Consider the following 19000-nt stretch of genomic DNA (forward strand, 5'->3'; position numbering starts at 1 on the left):
TCCCCCCCCACCCTTTGTGGGGCATCCGACTCCTTGGGGCCCTTCCTCCGGGGCCCCCCCCCGCTCCCGGGAGGGTCCGAACCCTGGCCCCGTCCGGCGATCGGGGGCGCGGTACGTCAGGCGGGAAGGAGGGACTCGATGGCCGTGACGAGCTCGGGCGACTCCGGCTCGACGCGCGGGCGCAGCCGCGCGACCGGCTCGCCCGCCGGGGAGATGAGGAACTTCTCGAAGTTCCACTGGACGTCACCGGCCTCGCCGTCCGCGTCCGCCAGCCGGGCCAGCTCGACGTAGAGCGGGTGGCGCCCCTCGCCGTTCACATCGGTCTTCTCCAGCAGCGGGAAGCTGACCCCGTACGTCGTCGAGCAGAAGGTCTGGATCTCCTCCGGGCTCCCCGGCTCCTGGCCGGCGAACTGGTTGCACGGCACGCCGAGCACGGTGAAGCCGCGGTCCGCGTACTCGTTCTGGAGCTTCACCAGGCCCGCGTACTGCGGGGTGAGCCCGCACTTGGACGCGACATTCACCAACAGGACCACCTTGCCGCTGTAGTCGGCCAGGGAGGTGGGCTCGCCGGTGAGGGTGCGCAGGGGGATGTCGTGCAGCGTCATGAGGGTCTCCTCGTAGATGTGACTTCCGCAGCCATTGTCACGCCCCGAGCCGGTCCGTACGAAGCCGGTCGTCCGGCCGTCCGGAGCCCGCGCAAGCCACCGACCTGCGGGAGTCCCGCCATCGTGTCGAACGCGGCATGACCCCGATGAGCGACCTGCGCGCGGTATGCGCCTCGTGTCGAACTCCAGTGCCTCGCCCAGGAGATCGGCAGGCGGCCGGGCGACTGCCTCGTCACGGGGGAGGCGCCGTGGGTGCGGAGTCGATCGCCTTGTAGTACAGCGTCGTCGGCTTCAGGACCCCGGCCGGGTCCCCGGCGTAGTCCGGGATCGAGCCGCACTCCGTCCAGCCCGCCGAACGATAGAGCCGCTCGGCCGGACTTCCGGTCTCGGTGTCCAGGACCAGCAGCGCGACGCCCGCTTCGGCGGCCGACCGCTCGGCGGCGTCGAGCAGCGACCGGCCGAGGCCCCGGCCGCGGGCCGACGGACGCACCATCAGCTTGGCCACCTCCGCGCGGTGGCGGGCGTTGGGCAGTTGGGCCCGGACCAGGCCGATGGTTCCGGCGACCCGTTCCGCGTCGCGGGCGATCCAGACCTGAAGCAGGCCGGCGTCGACGGCCCCGGCCCGCTCGCGCCACCAGGCGGCGGCCACGTCACGGTCCAGCGGAGCGAGGAATCCCACCGACGATCCGCCGTTCACGGTCTCCACCAGGAGGGCTGCCAACTCATCGGCGTAGGTGACCAGTTCGGGGCCGTGCACGGGGACGATCTCGGTCATGTACGGAGTCCTTTCACGGACATCGCGGCCATCGCGGCGTTGGTGGCTGTCATGGCAGAACGATCATCAGGGCATAGCGGACCGGCTCCGGTCCCGGACAGTGGAAGCGCGAGGGGCCGCGCAGCCGGAACCGAAGGCAGTCGCCGCTGCGCACGGTGTGCGCGGTGCCGTCGACGGTGATCTCGACCGTTCCCTCCAGCACCCAGACATGCTGCTCCATGCCGGGCACCGGTGCGTTCTCGTACGCGATGGCGGCGCCCGCGTCGAGGGTGCCCTCGATGACCTCCGCGCGCAGACCGGTGTGCGGAGGCGACACCGAGCGGCGTACGAAGCCCGATGCCTCGTCCCGCCAGACCGGTTGCCGTGCGGCGGGGACGAGTTGCGGGGGCTCCGCCTCCACCTCCAGCAGCAGCCGGGACATCGTCCGTCCGTAGACCGTGCACAACCTGCCGAGCAGGGTGGCGGTCGGGCTCAACTCGCCGCGCTCCAGCCGGGACAGCGTGGAGCGGCTCACCCCGCTGCGTCGCGAGAGCTCGTCCAGCGACCAGCCGCGTTCGGTACGCAGTTCGCCCAGCCGCGCGGCGAGCCGGGCATCGACGGAGCCGGGCTCCGCCTCTTCGATTTCTCTCACGATGGAGATGATATCCCTGGATGGAGACGGATCGTGTCATGACGGCGGCCTCCGGGAGCGGCTGTTCTGCCGATCGGGTGCCACCGTGACAGGCTTGTCCGGGGAGGGGCCGGTGGCCCACTCGGGCCTGCCGGTTTGCTCTGCTACCGGAGGAGGCCGCAATGGCCAGTACCGCCAACGGGCCGAGAGTGGCGCCCGACGCCACGCCGAGTTCGCACCACCCCTTCCGGTTCGGCTGGACCGCCTTCGCGGCGGTGCTGATGATCTTCGGCGGATTGATGGCGATCTCCGAAGGAATCGCCGCCATCGCCAAGAGCGACGTGTTCATCGCCACGCGCAACTATGTGTTCCAGTTCAGCCTCACCGGCTGGGGCTGGATCCATCTCGTACTCGGCATCGTCATCGTTCTCGCCGGCTGCGCGCTGTTCACCGGAGCCGTATGGGCACGCGTGGCGGGCATCGTGCTCGCGGGCCTGGGCGCACTCGCCAACTTCCTCTGGCTCCCCCACTACCCGCTCTGGTCCATCGTGCTCATCGCCATCGACGTCTTCATCATCTGGGCGCTGTGCGCGGATCCGCTCCGGGACGAGAAGAAGGCCTGAGGTCACGGCAGGGGCCCGTCATCCTCGATCCGGCCGGACGACGGCGGGGGACGGCGCGAGCCCGAGCGTGACCACATACGAGACCACGACCGAGACGATCACCAGCGGCATGACGGTGAGGCCCTCGGACCCCAGCAGCAGTGTCGCCAGCAGTACCGACGTCATCGGGAGCTTGAGCATCGCCACGCACATGGCGCCGATGCCCATCGCGAAGCCCGAGGTGATGCTCAGTCCCGGGAGATGGGACAGGGCGATTCCGCCCGCCGCTCCCACGAACATCGCCGGGAAGACGGGGCCTCCCCGGAAGCTGCTCAAGGACGCGCAGTACGCCACCGCCTTGCAGAGGACCAGCACCACAAGCGTGCCCACCGAGTATCCGGCGCTCCCGGCCAGCAGCGGATCGAGGGCGTTCTCCCCGGAGTACAGCACCCCGGACGCCTCCCTCCCGGTGCTCTCCGCGTACACGAGGGCGGCCACGCCGACGACCAGGCCCATGACGGCTGTGGCCACCACGGTCCGCCGCTCCACCCGTTCCTGGAGGAACCGGGCGAGCCGCTGGACGCCCGTGCCGGCCAGGGCCGCGGCCAGGCCCACGACGAGTGCCCAGCCGAACTGCGCGAGGTCGGGCCCCGATGCCCGGGGCACATGATGAAGTGCCAGGGAGTACGTCCCGAGCCCGGTCCACGAGCCGAGTCCGGTGAAGATGAGCGCGCCGACGCCGGACGCCAGCAGACCCGGCACCAGGACCATCCCGAGCATCATCCCGGCCAGTCCCGAGGCCTCCATCAGGAGAAAGGCACCCAGGAGCGGCGACCCCAGCAGCGCGCTGATGGCGGCGAAGCTTCCCGCGGCTCCCAGCACGGCACTCGCACCCGGTTCGATGCCGGGCCTGACCAGGCGCGCCGCGTACACGGCCAGTCCGCCGCCGAGCGCGATGAGCGGCGCCTCGGGGCCGAGCACCGCTCCGATGCCCAGCGACGCGAGCGCCGCCAGCACGACGCCGGGCAGTTCCGCCGCCGAGGGCGCTCCCGTGCTCACCATCCCGTCGGCGGGCCGGTGACCGCCCTTCCCCGGCAGATGGCGGATGGTCAGCCCGACCAGCAGGCCCGCCACGGCGAGCAGCGGCACCGGCCACCAGGACGGCGTACCGGTGAAACCGAGCGCTCGGGGCAGATCGTGGTAGGTCAGCGCCTGGAGTTCGTGGACGAGCGCGAGAAAACCGAACGCCACCGCCGAGACCGGGACTCCGATGCCCGCCGCCATCACGAGGAGCAGGGCGTAACCGCGGGTGCGGACCAGTGCGAAGGGGTCCGCCGCCGTCGTGGTCGGTGGTGCGGCGGGCTCGGTCGACATGGTCGTTGTCTCCTCGCGTCGCAACCCGTCCGGAACACGCTGTCCCGCAAGCGTCCACAAGGAGTTAGCACAATGCGCGGTTGCCGCCGTGACGTACCCGCCGGGTGCGTGCGGTGATTTCCGTACTGCCATTCCTCCGGACCAGCGGACGGGCCGGCTTCCCGGGGCGGCTCAGACGTCCCGGGAAGCGGGAAGCCGCCCCGCCCGCACCGCTTCGACGAGCGCCCGGTGGTGCCGCTCGTTCGGCCAGCCGGTCCACCACCTGGTCGGTCAGGTCCGGCGGGCTCACCGCGCGGACATGGATCATGTCCATCCTGAACCTCCACGAAGTCCCGCACCGTCGCCGCCGGTCACGGCCGGACCGGGCGCGCGGGCGGTCCCTCCTCCAGTGACACCGCGGGCGGGACGGCGGGCAGTCCGGGCCGCCCGGCACCGGGGAAGCCCGGGAGGCCCGAGCGGGCGATCACGGGGCGCCGGGCGGATAGTGGAACCGGAGAGGGACCCGTCCGGGATTGGATGCTCATGGACCGATACCCGCCCATCGCCGAGCACGGGCTGGTGGGCGACCTGCAGACCGCCGCACTGGTCTCCTCGCGGGGCGTCGTCGACTGGTTCGCCGCCCCGAGGTTCGATTCCCCCAGCATCTTCGCCGCACTGCTCGACCACGACGACGGCGGCTTCTTCCGGTTGGCGCCCGACGCCCCCAAGAGTTCCTGCCGGCAGCTCTATTACCCGGACACCGCGGTCCTGGTCACCCGGTTCATGTCGCCGGACGGCGTCGGTGAGGTGCTCGACTGGATGCCGCCCGAGCGCACCGGGACCCCCACCGACCGGCACACCCTGGTGCGGTACGTGCGCGCGGTGCGCGGGACCGTACGGTTCGCCATGGAGTGCCGGCCCCGGTTCGACTACGGCCGGGCCTCCCACGAACTCGATCTCGATCCGATCCCCGGGGGAGCCGTGTTCCGGGCGCCGGGGATCGCGGCACACCTGCGGACCGGCTTCCCCATATCACGCGATGGCCGGGACGCCGTGGGCGAAGTGGTGCTGCACGTCGGCGAGTCGACCGTCGCGGTCTTCACCGTCTGCGCGGCGGACGGGCCCGCGCCGCCGGCGCCGGCCGTCGACGCCTTCACGGAACGGCTCTGGGAGGTCGTCGACTTCTGGCAGCGGTGGGTGCACGGCTCCCGCTACCGGGGCCGCTGGTCCGACATGGTCAACCGCTCCGCCATCACGCTCAAGCTGCTCACCTACGCCCCCTCCGGCGCACCGGTCGCGGCGGCGACCATGGGCCTGCCGGAGCAGGTCGGCGGCGAACGCAACTGGGACTACCGCTACACCTGGGTCAGGGACGGCGCGCTGTCGGTCCGGGCCCTGCTCGACCTCGGGTTCGTGGACGAGGCAATCGCCTTCACCCACTGGCTCGGCGACCGGCTCCGGGAGGACAGCGGAGAGGAGCCCCTCCGGATCATGTACCGCGTCGACGGGGAACCCCTGCTGACGGAGGAGATCCTGGACCACTTCGAGGGCTACCGGGGCTCGTACCCGGTACGGCTCGGCAACGCGGCCACCGGCCAGTTGCAGCTCGACATCTACGGCGAGGCCCTCTACGCCCTGTCCGAAGGCCGTGAGGTGGGCATCCAGTCGGGCTACCGGGGCTGGCAGGTCGTGGCCCGGACGCTCGACTGGCTCGTGGACTTCTGGGACCGGCCCGACGAGGGCATCTGGGAGACCCGCGGCGGACGGCAGGACTTCACCTACAGCCGGGTGATGTGCTGGGCGGCGTTCGACCGCGGCCTGCGCCTGGCGTCCGACCTCAGCCGGCCCGCCGACACCGCCCGGTGGACCGGCGCCAGGGACGCCATCCTCGAACAGGTCATGGACCGGGGCTGGAGCGAATCCGAGCAGGCGTTCGTCCAGTACTACGGCGGGGGAGTGCTGGACGCCTCGCTGCTGCTGATGCCCAGGGTGGGGTTCCTCGCCCCGAAGGACCCGGGCTGGCTCGCCACCCTCGACGCCATGGACCGCACCCTCGTCTCCGACAGCCTCGTCTACCGCTACGACCCCGCGGCGTCCCCGGACGGACTGCGGGGATCCGAGGGCACGTTCAGCCTCTGTACCTTCCTCTACGTCGACGCCCTGGCCCGCGCGGGCCGGCTGCGCAAGGCCCGCTACACCTTCGAGAAAATGCTCACGTACGCCAACCATGTCGGCCTGTTCGCCGAGGAGATCGGCCCCAGCGGCGAGCAACTCGGCAATTTTCCGCAGGCGTTCACCCACCTCTCGCTCATCACGGCGGCCCGGACCCTGGACGAGGCGCTGGACCGCGCACGCGCCGGGGAACGCGCCTGACGGCGCTCAGAGCGACGGCTGCCGGGACGGGGGACCGAGGAGGACGGCGGTGTCGCCCGGCCGGATGTCCGGGGTCTGCGTGTGGGTGACCGGGGCGAGCCGCCCGTCGGCGCGGACGACGAACAGCACGTCGTGTCCGGCCGGGACGGCGCCGTCGGCCCGCCGCGTCAGCACCCGGGCCCCGGCCTCGTACCGGCGGGCCAGCTCCGGGCCGGTCAGGCCGGTACGGAAGAGGGGCTCGCCCCCGGTGTACGGCGCCACCACGCCCTGGCTGTCGGCGGCCGGAGCGAGCCGGTGGACCGGACCCTCGACGCTCTCCCGCAGGGTCATGGCGGCGAGTGCGTTGAAGTCGTCCTCCTCGGTGAGCAGCAGCACACCCGTGATGCCCTCCAGCTCCGCCCCGGCACCGGAGGCCGCCGCGAGCAGTTCGCCCGGCGCCAGGGGCAGCCCGGCCTCCTCGATCCGGGCCCGCTGCCGCTCGGCGCCCGCCCACATCAGCACGTCCAGCCCCGCCGAGCGCAGCGCGCGCCCCAGGTCGACCGCCCAGGGTGCGCCGCCGACCAGCAGCGGCCGGGACCGGGACGGGCGCAGCACCCCGAGCCACCGGGCGACCGGAAACGCCGTCAGGCCGTACAGGGTGACGGTGGCGACGATCACCACGAAGGTCGCGGGCAGAATCCGTTCGGCGCCGTCGACGCCCCGCGCCACCAGAGTCGCCGAGAACGTGGAGGCGGTCGCCGCGGCGACGATGCCGCGCGGGGCCATCCACCCGATGAACCATCTCTCCCCGCCGCGGACATCGGTACCGGCCGTCGACACCAGCGCCACGAGCGGACGCACCACCAGGACCAGGAGGGCGACCAGCGCGAGCGAGGGCAGCACCACGTGCCGCAGCGAGGCCGGGGTGACCGTGGCCGAGATGGAGATGAACAACAGGCCGATGATCAGCGAGACCAGTGTGTCGAGGAACGGCCGGCGGGCCGGAATGTCGAGGCCCGGCAGATTCGCCATGGCCATTCCCATGACGACCGCGGAGATGAGCCCGGTGTCCTCGCGGAGCGCGTCGCAGGCGGCCGCGATCCCGATCACCGCGGCGATCTGCGCGGATGTGGCCAGTTCCTCGCTCAGCCGGGCACGACGCAGCAGCAGCCACAGCACCCCGGCCCCGACCACGCCGCCCACCGCACCCACTGCGGCACTGGCCGAGAACTGCTCCAACTGGCTCCCGAACCCCTTGAGTTCACCGGCGACGACGGCGTGGAAGACGAGCGCCCCCAGGATGCCGCCGACCGGGTCGATCAGGGAGCCCTCCCAGATCAGGACGCGTTGCAGCCGCTCGGAAGGCCGGACGAAATTGAGCAGCGGCCCCACGACCGTCGGCCCGGACACGACGAGGATCGCGCCCAGCATCACGGCCGCGCCCCTGGACATGCCCAGCACCGGAACGGCGAACAACGCGGCGGGCAGCCAGGTGATCAGCGCCCCCAGCCAGAGCAGCCTGACCACGATGCGACGTGTATGGCCCCGGAGCCGCCCGATCTCCAGGCCGAGTCCGGCTTCGTAGAGGATCACCGCCACCGCGAGGGAGACCAGCGGGGAGAAGGCATCGCCCAGCAGCTTCTCGGGATCGACGTTGTCCGTCAGCGCCCCGGCGCCGAAGCCGACCGGCAGCAGGATCAGCAGGGCGGGCACCCGCAGCCGGCTCGCCAGCAGTTGCGAGCCGACCGCCAGCACCACGACGAGGCCCACACCCACCATTACTTCGTCGGCCGTCATGTCCGTGCCTCCCTGGACGCCGTGCTGCCCGGCAACCATCGGTGGCGGTGGGGGAAGGGCGGGGCGCGGCTCGCGCCACTGGGCCGTCGGAGGGACCCGCTGTCCCTCCGACGGCCCAACGGGTCCGCGTCCCCCAGGTCCACGATCGAGATGCGCACCGGCCCGCCCACTGCTCCAATGACGGAGGCACAGGCCCCGGCCGGACGCGGGGCAGTCGAGATTCCGAGGAGCCGGTGTGAGCAGCGAGACCGACGAGACAGGGCCGATCGACTACCTGGTGGTCGAGTTCCCGGGAAACCGGATGACGGGCGAAGGACTGCCCCTGCTGGTCGATCTGGTCGACCGGGGAATCATCCGGATCCTGGACCTGGTCTTCGTCAGGAAGGACCAGGACGGAACCGTCGCGGGCGTGGAACTCTCCGAGCTGACCGCGGACGGCCACGAGGACCTCACCGTGTTCGAAGGCGTTTCCTCCGGCCTGCTCGGCCGGGACGACATCGACGAGGTGAGCGCGGTTCTCGAACCCGGCAGCGCTGCCGGGATCGTCATCTACGAGAACGCGTGGGCCGGACCGCTCGCGGCCGCCCTGCGCCGCTCGGGGGGACGGCTCGTCGCCAACGGGCGCATCCCGATCCAGGAGGTCCTGGCATCGCTCGACGCGGCCGAGGCCGGGTCCAGGGCCTGAGCCGCCGTACCGGGCCGGCCGGATGCGCGGAGCCGGCCGCCGGTCTTTCTCGCAGAGCCGGTCGCCGGCCGTTTCTCGCAGAGCCAGTCAAAGGAGATGCACCATGCCAGGCCTTCTTCGTGGCGTCGCCCGTACAGCGGTGATCGCCGGAACCGCCACCTCCGTCTCCAACCGGGTCTCCCGGCGCCAGGCTGGCCGCTGGGCGCGGCAGGACGCCGAGCAGGCGCAGCCCCGGCCCGCCCCCGCGGCGCCGCCGCCTCCGGCGCCCACGTCCCTCGCGCCGGAGGACGAGATGAGCAACAAGATCGCCCAGCTCAAGGACCTCGGCGACCTCAAGAGCCAGGGGGTGCTGAGCGAGAGCGAGTTCGAGGCCCAGAAGGCCAGGATCCTCGCCGGCTGACCGGTCCGGCCGTGCGGGCGGGCCCGCGCGCCCGCCTCACTTGCGCTTGTCGTCCCAGGGCGTGCCCATCCAGCTGTCGAAGGTGCGGATCAGCGCGCTCAGCGCGGCTGCGAGCCGCCAGTCGACCCACGGCGCGTGGACATGGACCTCGTCGTCGTCCGAGAAGAACTCCAGCGGAACCTCCCGGCCGGCCCGCCAGATGATGCGCCGGGGTCCGCGCGCCGCATCGCCCCCGCCGCTCAGGAGGCTGCCCACGCCGATCGCCACCTGGACGGGGAGCAGCAGCCACCACACGTACCACCAGAAGATCCGGCCCTTGAAGCCGACCGCCTCCGGGCAGCCGACCTGGGCGACCGTCCAGCGGGTCCGCAGCCCCTTGCCGTGGAGGGCCTTCTCGCGGACGAGCGTGCCGATGAGCTCGCCCTGCGCGCCCAGCACCCGGTACGTGGCGACGCCGTCGGCCGCGGACGCGGTGACCAGGGTGGCCAGCCGGATCCGGCGCTCGGGGTCGGCCCACAGGACGAAGGAGCGCGCCCCCGTCCTGCGGGCCGCGAGATACGCCGGTATCCCGCCCTCCGGCAGTTCGCGCTCCACATGGGCGACCACCCGGGACTCGCCACCGGGCGCGTCGGCGAACTCGACGACACGGCTGACGGGCGAGGTCTCCCCCGGAACCGGCTTCAATGTCAGCACGCTGCCCACCAGTGAACTCCTCCGTCGTGTGCTGCTCGGACGTGTGTGCTGCTCGGACGTCGCACGGTGGACGGGCGTCCTGAGAAGATCGATCCGTGGAATCCGCCGAGCCCCTCCCCGAGCCCCTCCCCGGATCCGGTACCGGACCCTCGCCCGAGGACGACCGGGCAGGCCGTACCACCCGGCGACGGGTGGTGCGCTGTCGCATGTGCGGCCGCCCGCTCACCGGTACGGAGTCACGCCGCACCGGCCTCGGCCCCGCCTGCGACGCCAAACTCCACCCGGCGCCGCCGGACATCCGCACCCGCCGCCACGAGGTCGAGCAGGACCCGCTGCCCGGCATCTGACCGGACAGGCCCTAATCGCCGAGACGGCGGAACAGCCCCTCCTGCACCACGGACACCAGCAGATTGCCGCCGCGGTCGTAGATCCGGCCACGCGCCAGCCCCCGACCGCCCGTGGCGACCGGCGACTCCTGGTCGTACAGGAACCACTCGTCGGCCCGGAACGGCCGGTGGAACCACATCGCGTGGTCCAGCGACGCCATGTCGAAGCCGCGCGGACCCCACAGCGGCTCCACCGGGATACGGACCGCGTCGAGCAGCGTCATGTCACTGGCGTACGTCAGCGCACAGGTGTGCACCAGCGGATCGTCGCCCAGCGGGCCGACCGCCCGCATCCACACCGCGCTGCGCGGGTCGGCGTCCTTGACCTCCTCCTTCGTCCAGCGCAGCCGGTCGACGTACCGGATGTCGAAGGGCTGCCGCCGAGCCATCCGTTCGAGCGCCTCCGGCAGCGCGCCCAGGTGCTCCCGGACCTCCTCGGCGACGGTCGGCAGCTCCTCGGGATCCGGGATCTCGCGGGCCGGCGGCAGCTGGTGCTCGAAGCCCGCCTCCTCCGGCCGGTGGAAGGACGCCGTCAGATTGAAGATCGTCCGGCCCTGCTGGACGGCCGTGACCCGGCGCGTGGTGAACGACCGGCCGTCCCGGACGCGCTCCACCTCGTACACGATCGGCACCCCCGGACGCCCCGGACGCAGGAAGTACGCGTGCAGCGAGTGGACCGGCCGGTCCCCGTCGGTGGTCCGGCCTGCCGCGACCAGTGCCTGCCCGGCGACCTGCCCGCCGAAGACCCGCTGCAGGGACTCCTGAGGGCTGCGCCCGCGGAAGATGTTGACCTCGATCCGCTCCAGGTCGAGCAGATCGACCAGGCGCTCGGCGGGATTCGTCATGCCGTTCGTCTCCACTCTCGCAGCGGCGCCGCCCCCACGGCGTACGCCCTCACAGCTGACCGACGGAGGTCACGCGGACGACGGCCCGGCCCTCCTCGTCGGAAGCGGCCAGATCGACCTCCGCGCTGATGCCCCAGTCGTGGTCGCCGTTCGGATCGGCGAAGGTCTGCCGGACCCGCCACAGCCCGTGCGCCGCGTCCTCGTCGATCTTCAGCAGCTTCGGGCCACGGGCGTCCGGACCGGTGCCCAGGTCCTCGTACTCGTCCCAGTAGGCGTCCATCGCATCGCCCCACGCGTCCTCGTCCCAGCCCGCGTCGCCGTCCAGCTCGCCGAGCTCGCCCACCTTGTCCAGCGCGGCCAGCTCCACCCGGCGGAACATCGCGTTGCGCACCAGCACCCGGAAGGCGCGGGCGTTGGCCGTGACCGGCTTCACCTCGTCGGCCCGCTCCTGCGCCTGCTCGGCGGTCTCCACCTCCGGATTGGCGAGCTGCTCCCACTCGTCCAGCAGGCTGGAGTCCACCTGGCGGACCATCTCGCCCAGCCAGGCGATCAGGTCCTCCAGGTCCTCGGACTTGATGTCGTCCGGGATGGTGTGCTCAAGCGCCTTGTACGCACTGGCGAGATAGCGCAGCACGATGCCCTCGGTGCGGGCCAGCTCGTAGTTGGAGGTGAACTCCGTGAACGTCATGGCGCGTTCGTACATGTCGCGGATCACGGACTTCGGCGAGACCGGGTGGTCGCCCACCCACGGGTGGCTCCTGCGGTACACGTCGTACGCGTGCCACAACAGCTCGCTCAGCGGCTTCGGGTACGTGACCTCCTGGAGCAGCTCCATCCGCTCCTCGTACTCGACGCCGTCCGCCTTCATCTGCCCGACCGCTTCGCCGCGTGCCTTGTTCTGCTGCGCGGCGAGGATCTGCCGCGGGTCGTCGAGCGTCGACTCGACCACGGAGACCATGTCCAGCGCGTACGAGGGGGAGTCCGGGTCCAGCAGGTCGAACGCGGCCAGCGCGAAGGTGGACAGCGGCTGGTTGAGCGCGAAGTCCTGCTGGAGGTCGACGGTGAGCCGGACGATCCGGCCCTCCGCGTCCGGCTTGTCGAGCTGCTCGACGACACCGCCGTCCAGCAGCGAGCGGTAGATCGCGATGGCCCGGCGGATGTGCCGCAGCTGCGCCCGGCGCGGCTCGTGGTTGTCCTCCAGCAGGTGCCGCATCGCCTCGAAGGCGTTGCCGGGACGCGCGATCACGGACAGCAGCATGGTGTGCGTGACCCGGAAGCGGGAGGTCAGGGGCTCCGGGTCGGACTGGATCAGCTTGTCGAAGGTGGTCTCCGACCAGGCGACGAAGCCCTCGGGGGCCTTCTTGCGGACCACCTTGCGCTTCTTCTTCGGGTCGTCGCCCGCCTTCTTGACGGCCTTCTCGTTCTCGATGACGTGCTCGGGCGCCTGCGCCACGACGAAGCCCGCCGTGTCGAAGCCGGCCCGGCCCGCACGGCCGGCGATCTGGTGGAACTCCCGGGCGCGCAGCGTACGCACCCGGGTGCCGTCGTACTTGGTGAGCGCCGTGAACAGCACCGTGCGGATGGGGACGTTGACGCCGACGCCGAGGGTGTCCGTACCGCAGATCACCTTCAGCAGACCGGCCTGGGCGAGCTTCTCCACCAGGCGCCGGTACTTCGGCAGCATGCCCGCGTGGTGCACCCCGATGCCGTGCCGCACATAGCGGGAGAGGTTCTGGCCGAACTTGGTGGTGAAGCGGAAGTTGCCGATCAGGTCGGCGATCTTCTCCTTCTCCTCCTTGGTGCACATGTTGATGCTCATCAGCGACTGCGCCCGCTCGACGGCCGCGGCCTGGGTGAAGTGCACGATGTAGACCGGTGACTGCCTGGTGTCCAGCAGCTCGGTGAGGGTCTCGGTGATCGGGGTCAGCCGGTACTCGTAGCTGAGCGGGACCGGCCGGGTCGCGGAGCGCACCACGGAGGTGGGGCGGCCGGTGCGGCGGGTCAGGTCCTCCTCGAACATCCGGACGTCACCGAGCGTGGCCGACATCAGGATGAACTGGGCCTGCGGCAGCTCCAGCAGCGGGATCTGCCAGGCCCAGCCGCGGTCCGGCTCGGCGTAGAAGTGGAACTCGTCCATCACGACCTGGCCGATGTCGGCGTGCTTGCCGTCGCGCAGTGCGATGGAGGCCAGCACCTCGGCCGTGCAGCAGATCACCGGGGCGTCGGCGTTGACCGAGGCGTCGCCGGTGAGCATGCCGACGTTCTCCGTACCGAACAGCTTGCACAGGTCGAAGAACTTCTCCGAGACCAGCGCCTTGATCGGCGCGGTGTAGAAGGTGACCTTGTCCTGGGCCAGCGCGGTGAAGTGCGCACCCGCCGCGACCAGGCTCTTTCCGGAACCGGTCGGGGTGGAAAGGATCACATTCGCGCCGGAGACCACCTCGATCAGCGCCTCCTCCTGGGCCGGGTAGAGGGTGATGCCCTGTGTCTCGGTCCATGACGAGAAAGCCTCGAAGAGGGCGTCGGGGTCGTCGGTCGGGGGCAGCTGATCGATAAGGGTCACGCCCCCATCTTGCCTGCCTTCCGCCCGGATGAGGGAACCGGACGACCGTATGAAGATCACGGGCGATACGCTTCCCACTCAACTCGGCCGTGCCGTAACGGCAATGGCAGCGATACGACTCTGGGGGCGGGAAGAACCATGATGGGACCGGCACACTCTCTGTCAGGGGCAGCGGCCTGGCTGGGGGTGGGCGCGGCGGCGGCGGCCGCCGGCCACGCGATGCCGTGGCCCGTCCTCGTCGTCGGGGCACTGATCACCGCCGGGGCCGCGCTGGCCCCGGACCTCGACCACAAGTCCGCGACCATCTCGCGCGCCTTCGGGCCGGTGTCCCGGGGGCTCTGCGAGATCGTCGACAAGCTCTCGCACGCCGTCTACAAGGCGACCAGGATGCGCGGCGACTCGCACCGCAACGGCGGCCACCGCACGCTGACCCACACCTGGCTGTGGGCGGTCCTGATCGGCGCAGGCGCCTCCGCCGCGGCGATCACCGGCGGCCGGTGGGCGGTCCTGGGGATCCTCTTCGTCCACCTGGTGCTCGCCGTCGAAGGGCTGCTGTGGCGGGCCGCCCGGATGTCCAGCGACGTCCTGGTCTGGCTGCTCGGCGCGACCAGCGCCTGGATACTGGCCGGCGTCCTGGACAAGCCGGGCAACGGCTCGGACTGGCTGTTCACCGCCCCCGGCCAGGAGTACCTCTGGCTCGGGCTGCCGATCGTGCTGGGCGCCCTCGTCCACGACATCGGCGACGCGCTGACCGTCTCCGGCTGCCCGATCCTGTGGCCCATCCCGATCGGCCGCAAGCGCTGGTACCCGATCGGTCCGCCGAAGGGCATGCGGTTCCGGGCCGGGAGCTGGGTGGAGCTGAAGGTGCTGATGCCGGTGTTCATGGTGCTCGGGGGAGTGGGCGGAGCGGCCGCGCTGAACTTCATCTGACGGACGCCGGCGGCTCTGCCGCCGGATCACCGGCGATCCGCGCCATCGGCACGATCGGGGCTCAGCCGGTGACCGGGCACCTGGTGCCGTTGGTCCGCCGGGAAGCGCATGCCGTCAGGACCTTGCCGACCTCAAAGAACAGGGCGACGATCCTGCGGTTGTCCTCCCGGTCACCGAGGTCGAGGAACCTGACCCGCAGCCGAATGATCTCCACCCGGCCCAGGTACTCGGTGAGCACGAACAGGGTGCTGCGGCGTGCGTACTCGCGCGTGTGCGGTGAGTTCCACGCGTAGTGCGTGGTCAGGAAGCACACTTCGCGGACCGCCATGTTCTCCGGGCGGGACTGCGGGTCGAAGGCCGCCCGCAGGAGCGGATCGCGGTAGCGGCTCATCACGTCCTGCCGCTGCTCGGACCGGGCGCGGCGGGCGGACCCCGGCGCCAACTCGGCACTCGGCAAGGCCTGTTTCCGCGTCGCCCGGCCGCTGAGCGCAACACCGGCGAGCGCGACCACACCCGAGATTCCGGCCACCACGAGCTCGACACCCATGCGCCGACGGTCGCGGGTGGTACCCCGGGGCTGTCCGGTGTTCCCGTCCGCCCGCCCGCCCGGAGCCGCTCAGGCGCGCGGACGGCACGCGTGGCCCGCTCAGCCGTGCCAGGACCGCCACAGCGCCGCATACGCGCCGTCCGCCGCCACCAGCTCGTCATGACTGCCCAGTTCACTGATCCGGCCGCCCTCCACGACCGCGATCACATCCGCGTCGTGCGCGGTGTGCAGCCGGTGTGCGATGGCCACGACCGTACGGCCGTCCAGCACCCGGGCCAGTGAGCGCTCCAGATGGCGGGCCGCCCGCGGGTCCAGCAGCGATGTCGCCTCGTCCAGCACCAGCGTGTGCGGATCGGCCAGGACCAGCCGGGCCAGGGCGATCTGCTGGGCCTGGGCCGGAGTCAGCGCCAGACCGCCGGAGCCGACCTCGGCGTCCAGCCCGTCGTCCAGGCTCCTCGCCCAGCCGTCAGCGTCGACGGCCGCCAGCGACGCCCACAGCTCGGCGTCCTCGGCGCCCGTACGGGCCAGCAGGAGGTTGTCCCGCAGCGAACCGACGAACACATGGTGCTCCTGGTTGACCAGCGCCACATGCGCACGTACGTCCTCCGCCTTCATCCGTGACAACTCGGCGCCGCCGAGCGTCACTTCGCCCGTACGCGGGGCGTAGATCCCGGCCAGCAGCCGGCCCAGCGTGGACTTGCCGGCGCCGGACGGGCCGACCAGCGCGAGGCGCGTCCCCGGCGCGACGTCCAGCGACACCCGGTGCAGGACGTCGAGGCCGGCGCGGTACCCGAAGCGCACCTCGTCGGCCCGCACGTCCCGGCCGTCCGGGACGAGCCCCGCATCGCCCGCGTCCGGCTCGATGTCCCGCACCCCGACCAGCCGGGCCAGTGACACCTGGGCGACCTGCAGCTCGTCGTACCAGCGCAGGATCAGACCGATCGGGTCGACCATCATCTGCGCCAGCAGCGCACCCGTCGTCAGCTGTCCCACGGTCAGCCAGCCCTCGATGACGAACCAGCCGCCGAGCATCAGCACCGCGCCCAGAATCGTCACGTACGTGACGTTGATGACGGGGAAGAGCACGGAGCGCAGGAACAATGTGTAGCGTTCCCACGCCGTCCACTGGGCGATGCGCGTGTCCGACAGCGCCACCCGGCGCGCACCCAGCCGGTGCGCCTCCACCGTCCGTCCGGCGTCCACCGTCTCCGCCAGCATCGCGGCGACCGCGGCGTATCCCGCGGCCTCCGAACGGTACGCGGACGGTGCCCGCCTGAAGTACCAGCGGCAGCCGAGGATCAGCACCGGCAGCGCGATCAGCACGGAGAGTGCCAGCGGGGGAGCGGTCACGGTGAGCGCACCGAGCAGCAGCCCCGCCCACACCACACCGATCGCCAGCTGCGGCACGGCCTCGCGCATCGCGTTGGCCAGCCGGTCGATGTCCGTGGTGATCCTGGAGAGCAGATCTCCGGTACCGGCCCGCTCCAGCACCCCCGGCGGCAGCCCGACCGACCGTACGAGGAAGTCCTCGCGCAGATCGGCCAGCATCTCCTCGCCGAGCATCGCGCTGCGCAGGCGCATCAGCCGGGTGAACACGGTCTGCACGATCAGCGCGAGCGCGAACACCCCGGCGGTGCGCTCCAGATGGAGGTCCCGCACACCGTCGGAGAGGTCCTCGACCAGCCCGCCCAGCAGATAGGGGCCGACGATCGACGCGATCACCGCGATGGCGTTGAACGCGACGAGTACGGTGAACCGTCCGCGATGGCGCCGCAGCAGCTCGCGTACATAGCTCCGTACGGTGGTGGGGGTGCCGACCGGCAGGGTCGTCGCCGACTCCGGCGCGGCCGGGTCGTACGCCGGTACTGCGACGCCGATCATGCCCGTTCCTCGATTTCCTCGATCGTCATGGTCGTGCCCCGAGAGGTCAGGGCCGCGATCTCGTCGTCCGTCTCGCGTGTCACGACCGCCCGGTAACGGGGGTCCGTATGCAGGAGTTCACGGTGCCCGCCGACCGCGACGACGGTGCCCCGGTGCACCAGCACCACCCGGTCCGCGAGGTCGAGCAGCAGCGGTGACGAGGCGAACGCCACGGTGGTGCGGCCCCGGCGCAGTGCCTTGATTCCGGCCGCGACCCGGGCCTCCGTGTGCGAGTCGACGGCGGAGGTCGGCTCGTCGAGAACCAGCGTCTCCGGGTCGGTCACCAAGGAGCGGGCCAGCGCGAGCCGCTGACGCTGGCCACCCGAGAGCGACCGGCCGCGCTCGGTGATCCGGGTCGCCATCGGGTCGCCGTCCGTGGCGAGCGACGCCTGCGCCAAGGAGTCCAGCACATCGCCGCACTGCGCGGCCGTCAGCGCCTCCTCGGCGGTCACCCGGCCGGACGACGGAACGTCCAGCAGTTCGCGCAGCGTCCCGGACAGCAGAACCGGGTCCTTGTCCTGGACCAGCACGGCGGTCCGGGCGGATTCCAGCGGGAGTTCGTCCAGCGGCACGCCGCCGAGCAGGACGGACGGGGCGCTCCGCTCCGCGGCGTCCGCGCCGGAGGAGTCGCGTGCTCCGCCCTCCGCCTCCGCGGCGCGCTCGCTCTTGTCAGCAGCCGCGCCCGTGTCCGTGTTCACCTGGGCGTGTCCGCCGAGCCGCTCGGCCAGTCGGCCCGCCTCGTCCGGATCTCCGCAGACCACGGCGGTGAACAGGCCGGCCGGGGCCATCAGACCGGTGACCGGGTCGTACAGATCGCCGGCCGGTGCTGCGTCGACGGTCGACGGCCGGTCCGTGCGGCGCAACGACAGCACCCGGACCGCGCGCTGGGCGGAAGGCCGCGAGAAGGAGTACGCCATCGCGATCTCCTCGACGTGACGGAGCGGGAACAGCAGCAGCGTCGCCGCGCTGTACACCGTGACCAGCTGACCGACGTCGATCCGGCCGTCCCGGGCCAGCACCGCCCCGTACACGACCAGCGAGATGAGCAGCACGCCCGGCAGCAGCACCTGGATCGCCGAGATCAGCGACCACATCCGCGCGCTGCGCACCGCGGCCTCGCGGACCTCCTGGGAGGCACGCCGGTAGCGGCCGAGGAACAGTTCCTCGCCGCCGATCCCGCGCAGCACCCGCAGACCCGCCACGGTGTCCGAAGCCAGTTCCGTGGCCTTGCCCGCCTTTTCGCGCTGGAGATCGGCTCGCCGGGTGGCCCGGGGGAGCAGCGGCAGCACGGCGAGGGCCAGCAGCGGCACGGCGAGGGTCACCAGGATGCCCAGCGACGGCAGATAGAGGAGGAGCCCCGCACAGATCAGCACCAGGGCGGCGGCGGCCGCGGCGAACCGCGAGAGGGCCTCGACGAACCAGCCGATCTTCTCGACGTCGCCCGTGGAAACCGCGATCACCTCGCCCGCCGCGACCCGACGGGTCAGCGCCGAGCCGAGCTCCGCGGTCCTACGGGCCAGCAGCTGCTGGACCCGGGCGGCGGCGGTGATCCAGTTGGTGACGGCCGTCCGGTGGAGCATGGTGTCGCCCAGCGCGATCAGCACGCCCAGGGCCGCGATCAGGCCGCCCGACCATGCGAGCCGGCTGCCGGAACGGTCGACCACCGCCTGAACGGCGAGACCGACGGCGGGCGGCAGCCCGGCGATGGAGCATTGGTGGAGCAGGCCCCAGGACATGGATCTGAGCTGGCCCTTGAGCTGATTGCGGCCGAGCCAGAGCAGGAAGCGTGGGCCCGACCGGACATCGGGATCGCCGGGATCCGGGTAGGGAAGATCGCGAATCTGCATGACGTCCCATGGTTCGGTGTGACGGTTTGTTCGGTGAATGGATCAAGGTGAATGATCCAAACCGTGCAAGGTTCGCCCTGGGACGTCGGT

At 71.6% G+C, this 19000-nt stretch carries 17 protein-coding genes; 6 read left to right on the plus strand and 11 right to left on the minus strand.

Annotated elements, in window-relative coordinates; translation table 11 throughout:
- Positions 1-116: 116 nt before the first annotated feature.
- From ACFV8T_RS23915 to ACFV8T_RS23925, 3 genes are all read right to left on the minus strand, one after another.
- Entirely contained in the window at positions 117-605 is a 489-nt protein-coding gene (locus ACFV8T_RS23915) for a glutathione peroxidase (protein WP_385330815.1), read from the minus strand.
- 232 nt (positions 606-837) lie between these two features.
- Complete coding sequence (locus tag ACFV8T_RS23920) at positions 838-1380, minus strand: GNAT family N-acetyltransferase (protein WP_385330818.1); 543 nt, start codon at positions 1378-1380, stop codon at positions 838-840.
- 49 nt (positions 1381-1429) lie between these two features.
- Entirely contained in the window at positions 1430-2011 is a 582-nt protein-coding gene (locus tag ACFV8T_RS23925; RefSeq protein ID WP_385330821.1) for a helix-turn-helix domain-containing protein, read from the minus strand.
- 161 nt (positions 2012-2172) lie between these two features.
- Here ACFV8T_RS23925 and ACFV8T_RS23930 point away from each other — a divergent pair, with 161 nt between their 5' ends.
- Positions 2173-2613 carry a hypothetical protein gene (locus ACFV8T_RS23930; protein ID WP_385330824.1) on the plus strand — a complete coding sequence of 147 codons (441 nt, stop codon included), beginning with the start codon at positions 2173-2175 and terminating at the stop codon, positions 2611-2613.
- 18 nt (positions 2614-2631) lie between these two features.
- Here the strand turns inward: ACFV8T_RS23930 and ACFV8T_RS23935 are convergent, their stop codons facing one another.
- Positions 2632-3966, minus strand: coding sequence for a chloride channel protein (locus ACFV8T_RS23935; protein ID WP_385330827.1), 1335 nt, complete (start codon positions 3964-3966; stop codon positions 2632-2634).
- A gap of 516 nt (positions 3967-4482) precedes the next feature.
- Between ACFV8T_RS23935 and ACFV8T_RS23940 the strand changes: the two genes are divergently transcribed.
- Entirely contained in the window at positions 4483-6318 is a 1836-nt protein-coding gene (locus tag ACFV8T_RS23940; RefSeq protein ID WP_385330830.1) for a glycoside hydrolase family 15 protein, read from the plus strand.
- A gap of 6 nt (positions 6319-6324) precedes the next feature.
- On the opposite strand, the gene ACFV8T_RS23945 is transcribed toward ACFV8T_RS23940, so the two are convergent.
- A complete protein-coding gene (locus ACFV8T_RS23945; RefSeq protein ID WP_385330832.1) occupies positions 6325-8094 on the minus strand; it encodes a cation:proton antiporter in 1770 nt (589 codons plus the stop codon).
- A 235-nt stretch (positions 8095-8329) separates the two neighbouring features.
- Between ACFV8T_RS23945 and ACFV8T_RS23950 the strand changes: the two genes are divergently transcribed.
- Positions 8330-8779 (plus strand): DUF6325 family protein, encoded by a 450-nt coding sequence (locus ACFV8T_RS23950; RefSeq protein WP_385330835.1) that lies wholly within the window; start codon positions 8330-8332, stop codon positions 8777-8779.
- A gap of 103 nt (positions 8780-8882) precedes the next feature.
- Positions 8883-9179: an SHOCT domain-containing protein gene (locus tag ACFV8T_RS23955; RefSeq protein WP_385330837.1), complete on the plus strand. Its 297-nt coding sequence runs from the start codon at positions 8883-8885 to the stop codon at positions 9177-9179.
- Positions 9180-9215: 36 nt separating this feature from the next.
- Here ACFV8T_RS23955 and ACFV8T_RS23960 read toward each other — a convergent pair whose 3' ends face one another.
- Complete coding sequence (locus ACFV8T_RS23960; protein WP_385330840.1) at positions 9216-9881, minus strand: hypothetical protein; 666 nt, start codon at positions 9879-9881, stop codon at positions 9216-9218.
- Between the two features lie 86 nt (positions 9882-9967).
- On the opposite strand from ACFV8T_RS23960, the gene ACFV8T_RS23965 reads away from it, so the two are divergent.
- Entirely contained in the window at positions 9968-10219 is a 252-nt protein-coding gene (locus ACFV8T_RS23965) for a DUF6011 domain-containing protein (protein ID WP_385330842.1), read from the plus strand.
- Between the two features lie 11 nt (positions 10220-10230).
- Here ACFV8T_RS23965 and ACFV8T_RS23970 read toward each other — a convergent pair whose 3' ends face one another.
- Positions 10231-11103 (minus strand): acyl-CoA thioesterase, encoded by an 873-nt coding sequence (locus ACFV8T_RS23970; RefSeq protein ID WP_385330844.1) that lies wholly within the window; start codon positions 11101-11103, stop codon positions 10231-10233.
- 49 nt (positions 11104-11152) lie between these two features.
- Positions 11153-13666, minus strand: coding sequence for a DEAD/DEAH box helicase (locus tag ACFV8T_RS23975; RefSeq protein WP_385330846.1), 2514 nt, complete (start codon positions 13664-13666; stop codon positions 11153-11155).
- Positions 13667-13804: 138 nt separating this feature from the next.
- Here ACFV8T_RS23975 and ACFV8T_RS23980 point away from each other — a divergent pair, with 138 nt between their 5' ends.
- Positions 13805-14596 (plus strand): metal-dependent hydrolase, encoded by a 792-nt coding sequence (locus ACFV8T_RS23980; RefSeq protein WP_385330849.1) that lies wholly within the window; start codon positions 13805-13807, stop codon positions 14594-14596.
- Positions 14597-14657: 61 nt separating this feature from the next.
- On the opposite strand, the gene ACFV8T_RS23985 is transcribed toward ACFV8T_RS23980, so the two are convergent.
- The 3 genes from ACFV8T_RS23985 to ACFV8T_RS23995 form a co-directional block, all read right to left on the minus strand.
- On the minus strand, positions 14658-15143 hold the full coding sequence (locus ACFV8T_RS23985; protein ID WP_385330851.1) for a hypothetical protein: 486 nt from the start codon (positions 15141-15143) through the stop codon (positions 14658-14660).
- A gap of 99 nt (positions 15144-15242) precedes the next feature.
- Positions 15243-17024, minus strand: coding sequence for an ABC transporter ATP-binding protein (locus ACFV8T_RS23990; RefSeq protein WP_385330854.1), 1782 nt, complete (start codon positions 17022-17024; stop codon positions 15243-15245).
- Entirely contained in the window at positions 17021-18910 is a 1890-nt protein-coding gene (locus tag ACFV8T_RS23995) for an ABC transporter transmembrane domain-containing protein (RefSeq protein ID WP_385330856.1), read from the minus strand. The genes ACFV8T_RS23990 and ACFV8T_RS23995 overlap by 4 nt, the downstream gene beginning before the upstream one ends.
- Positions 18911-19000: the final 90 nt, after the last annotated feature.

It is taken from the genome of Streptomyces sp. NPDC059832, from assembly GCF_042731715.1.
Classification (GTDB): Bacteria; Actinomycetota; Actinomycetes; order Streptomycetales; family Streptomycetaceae; genus Streptomyces.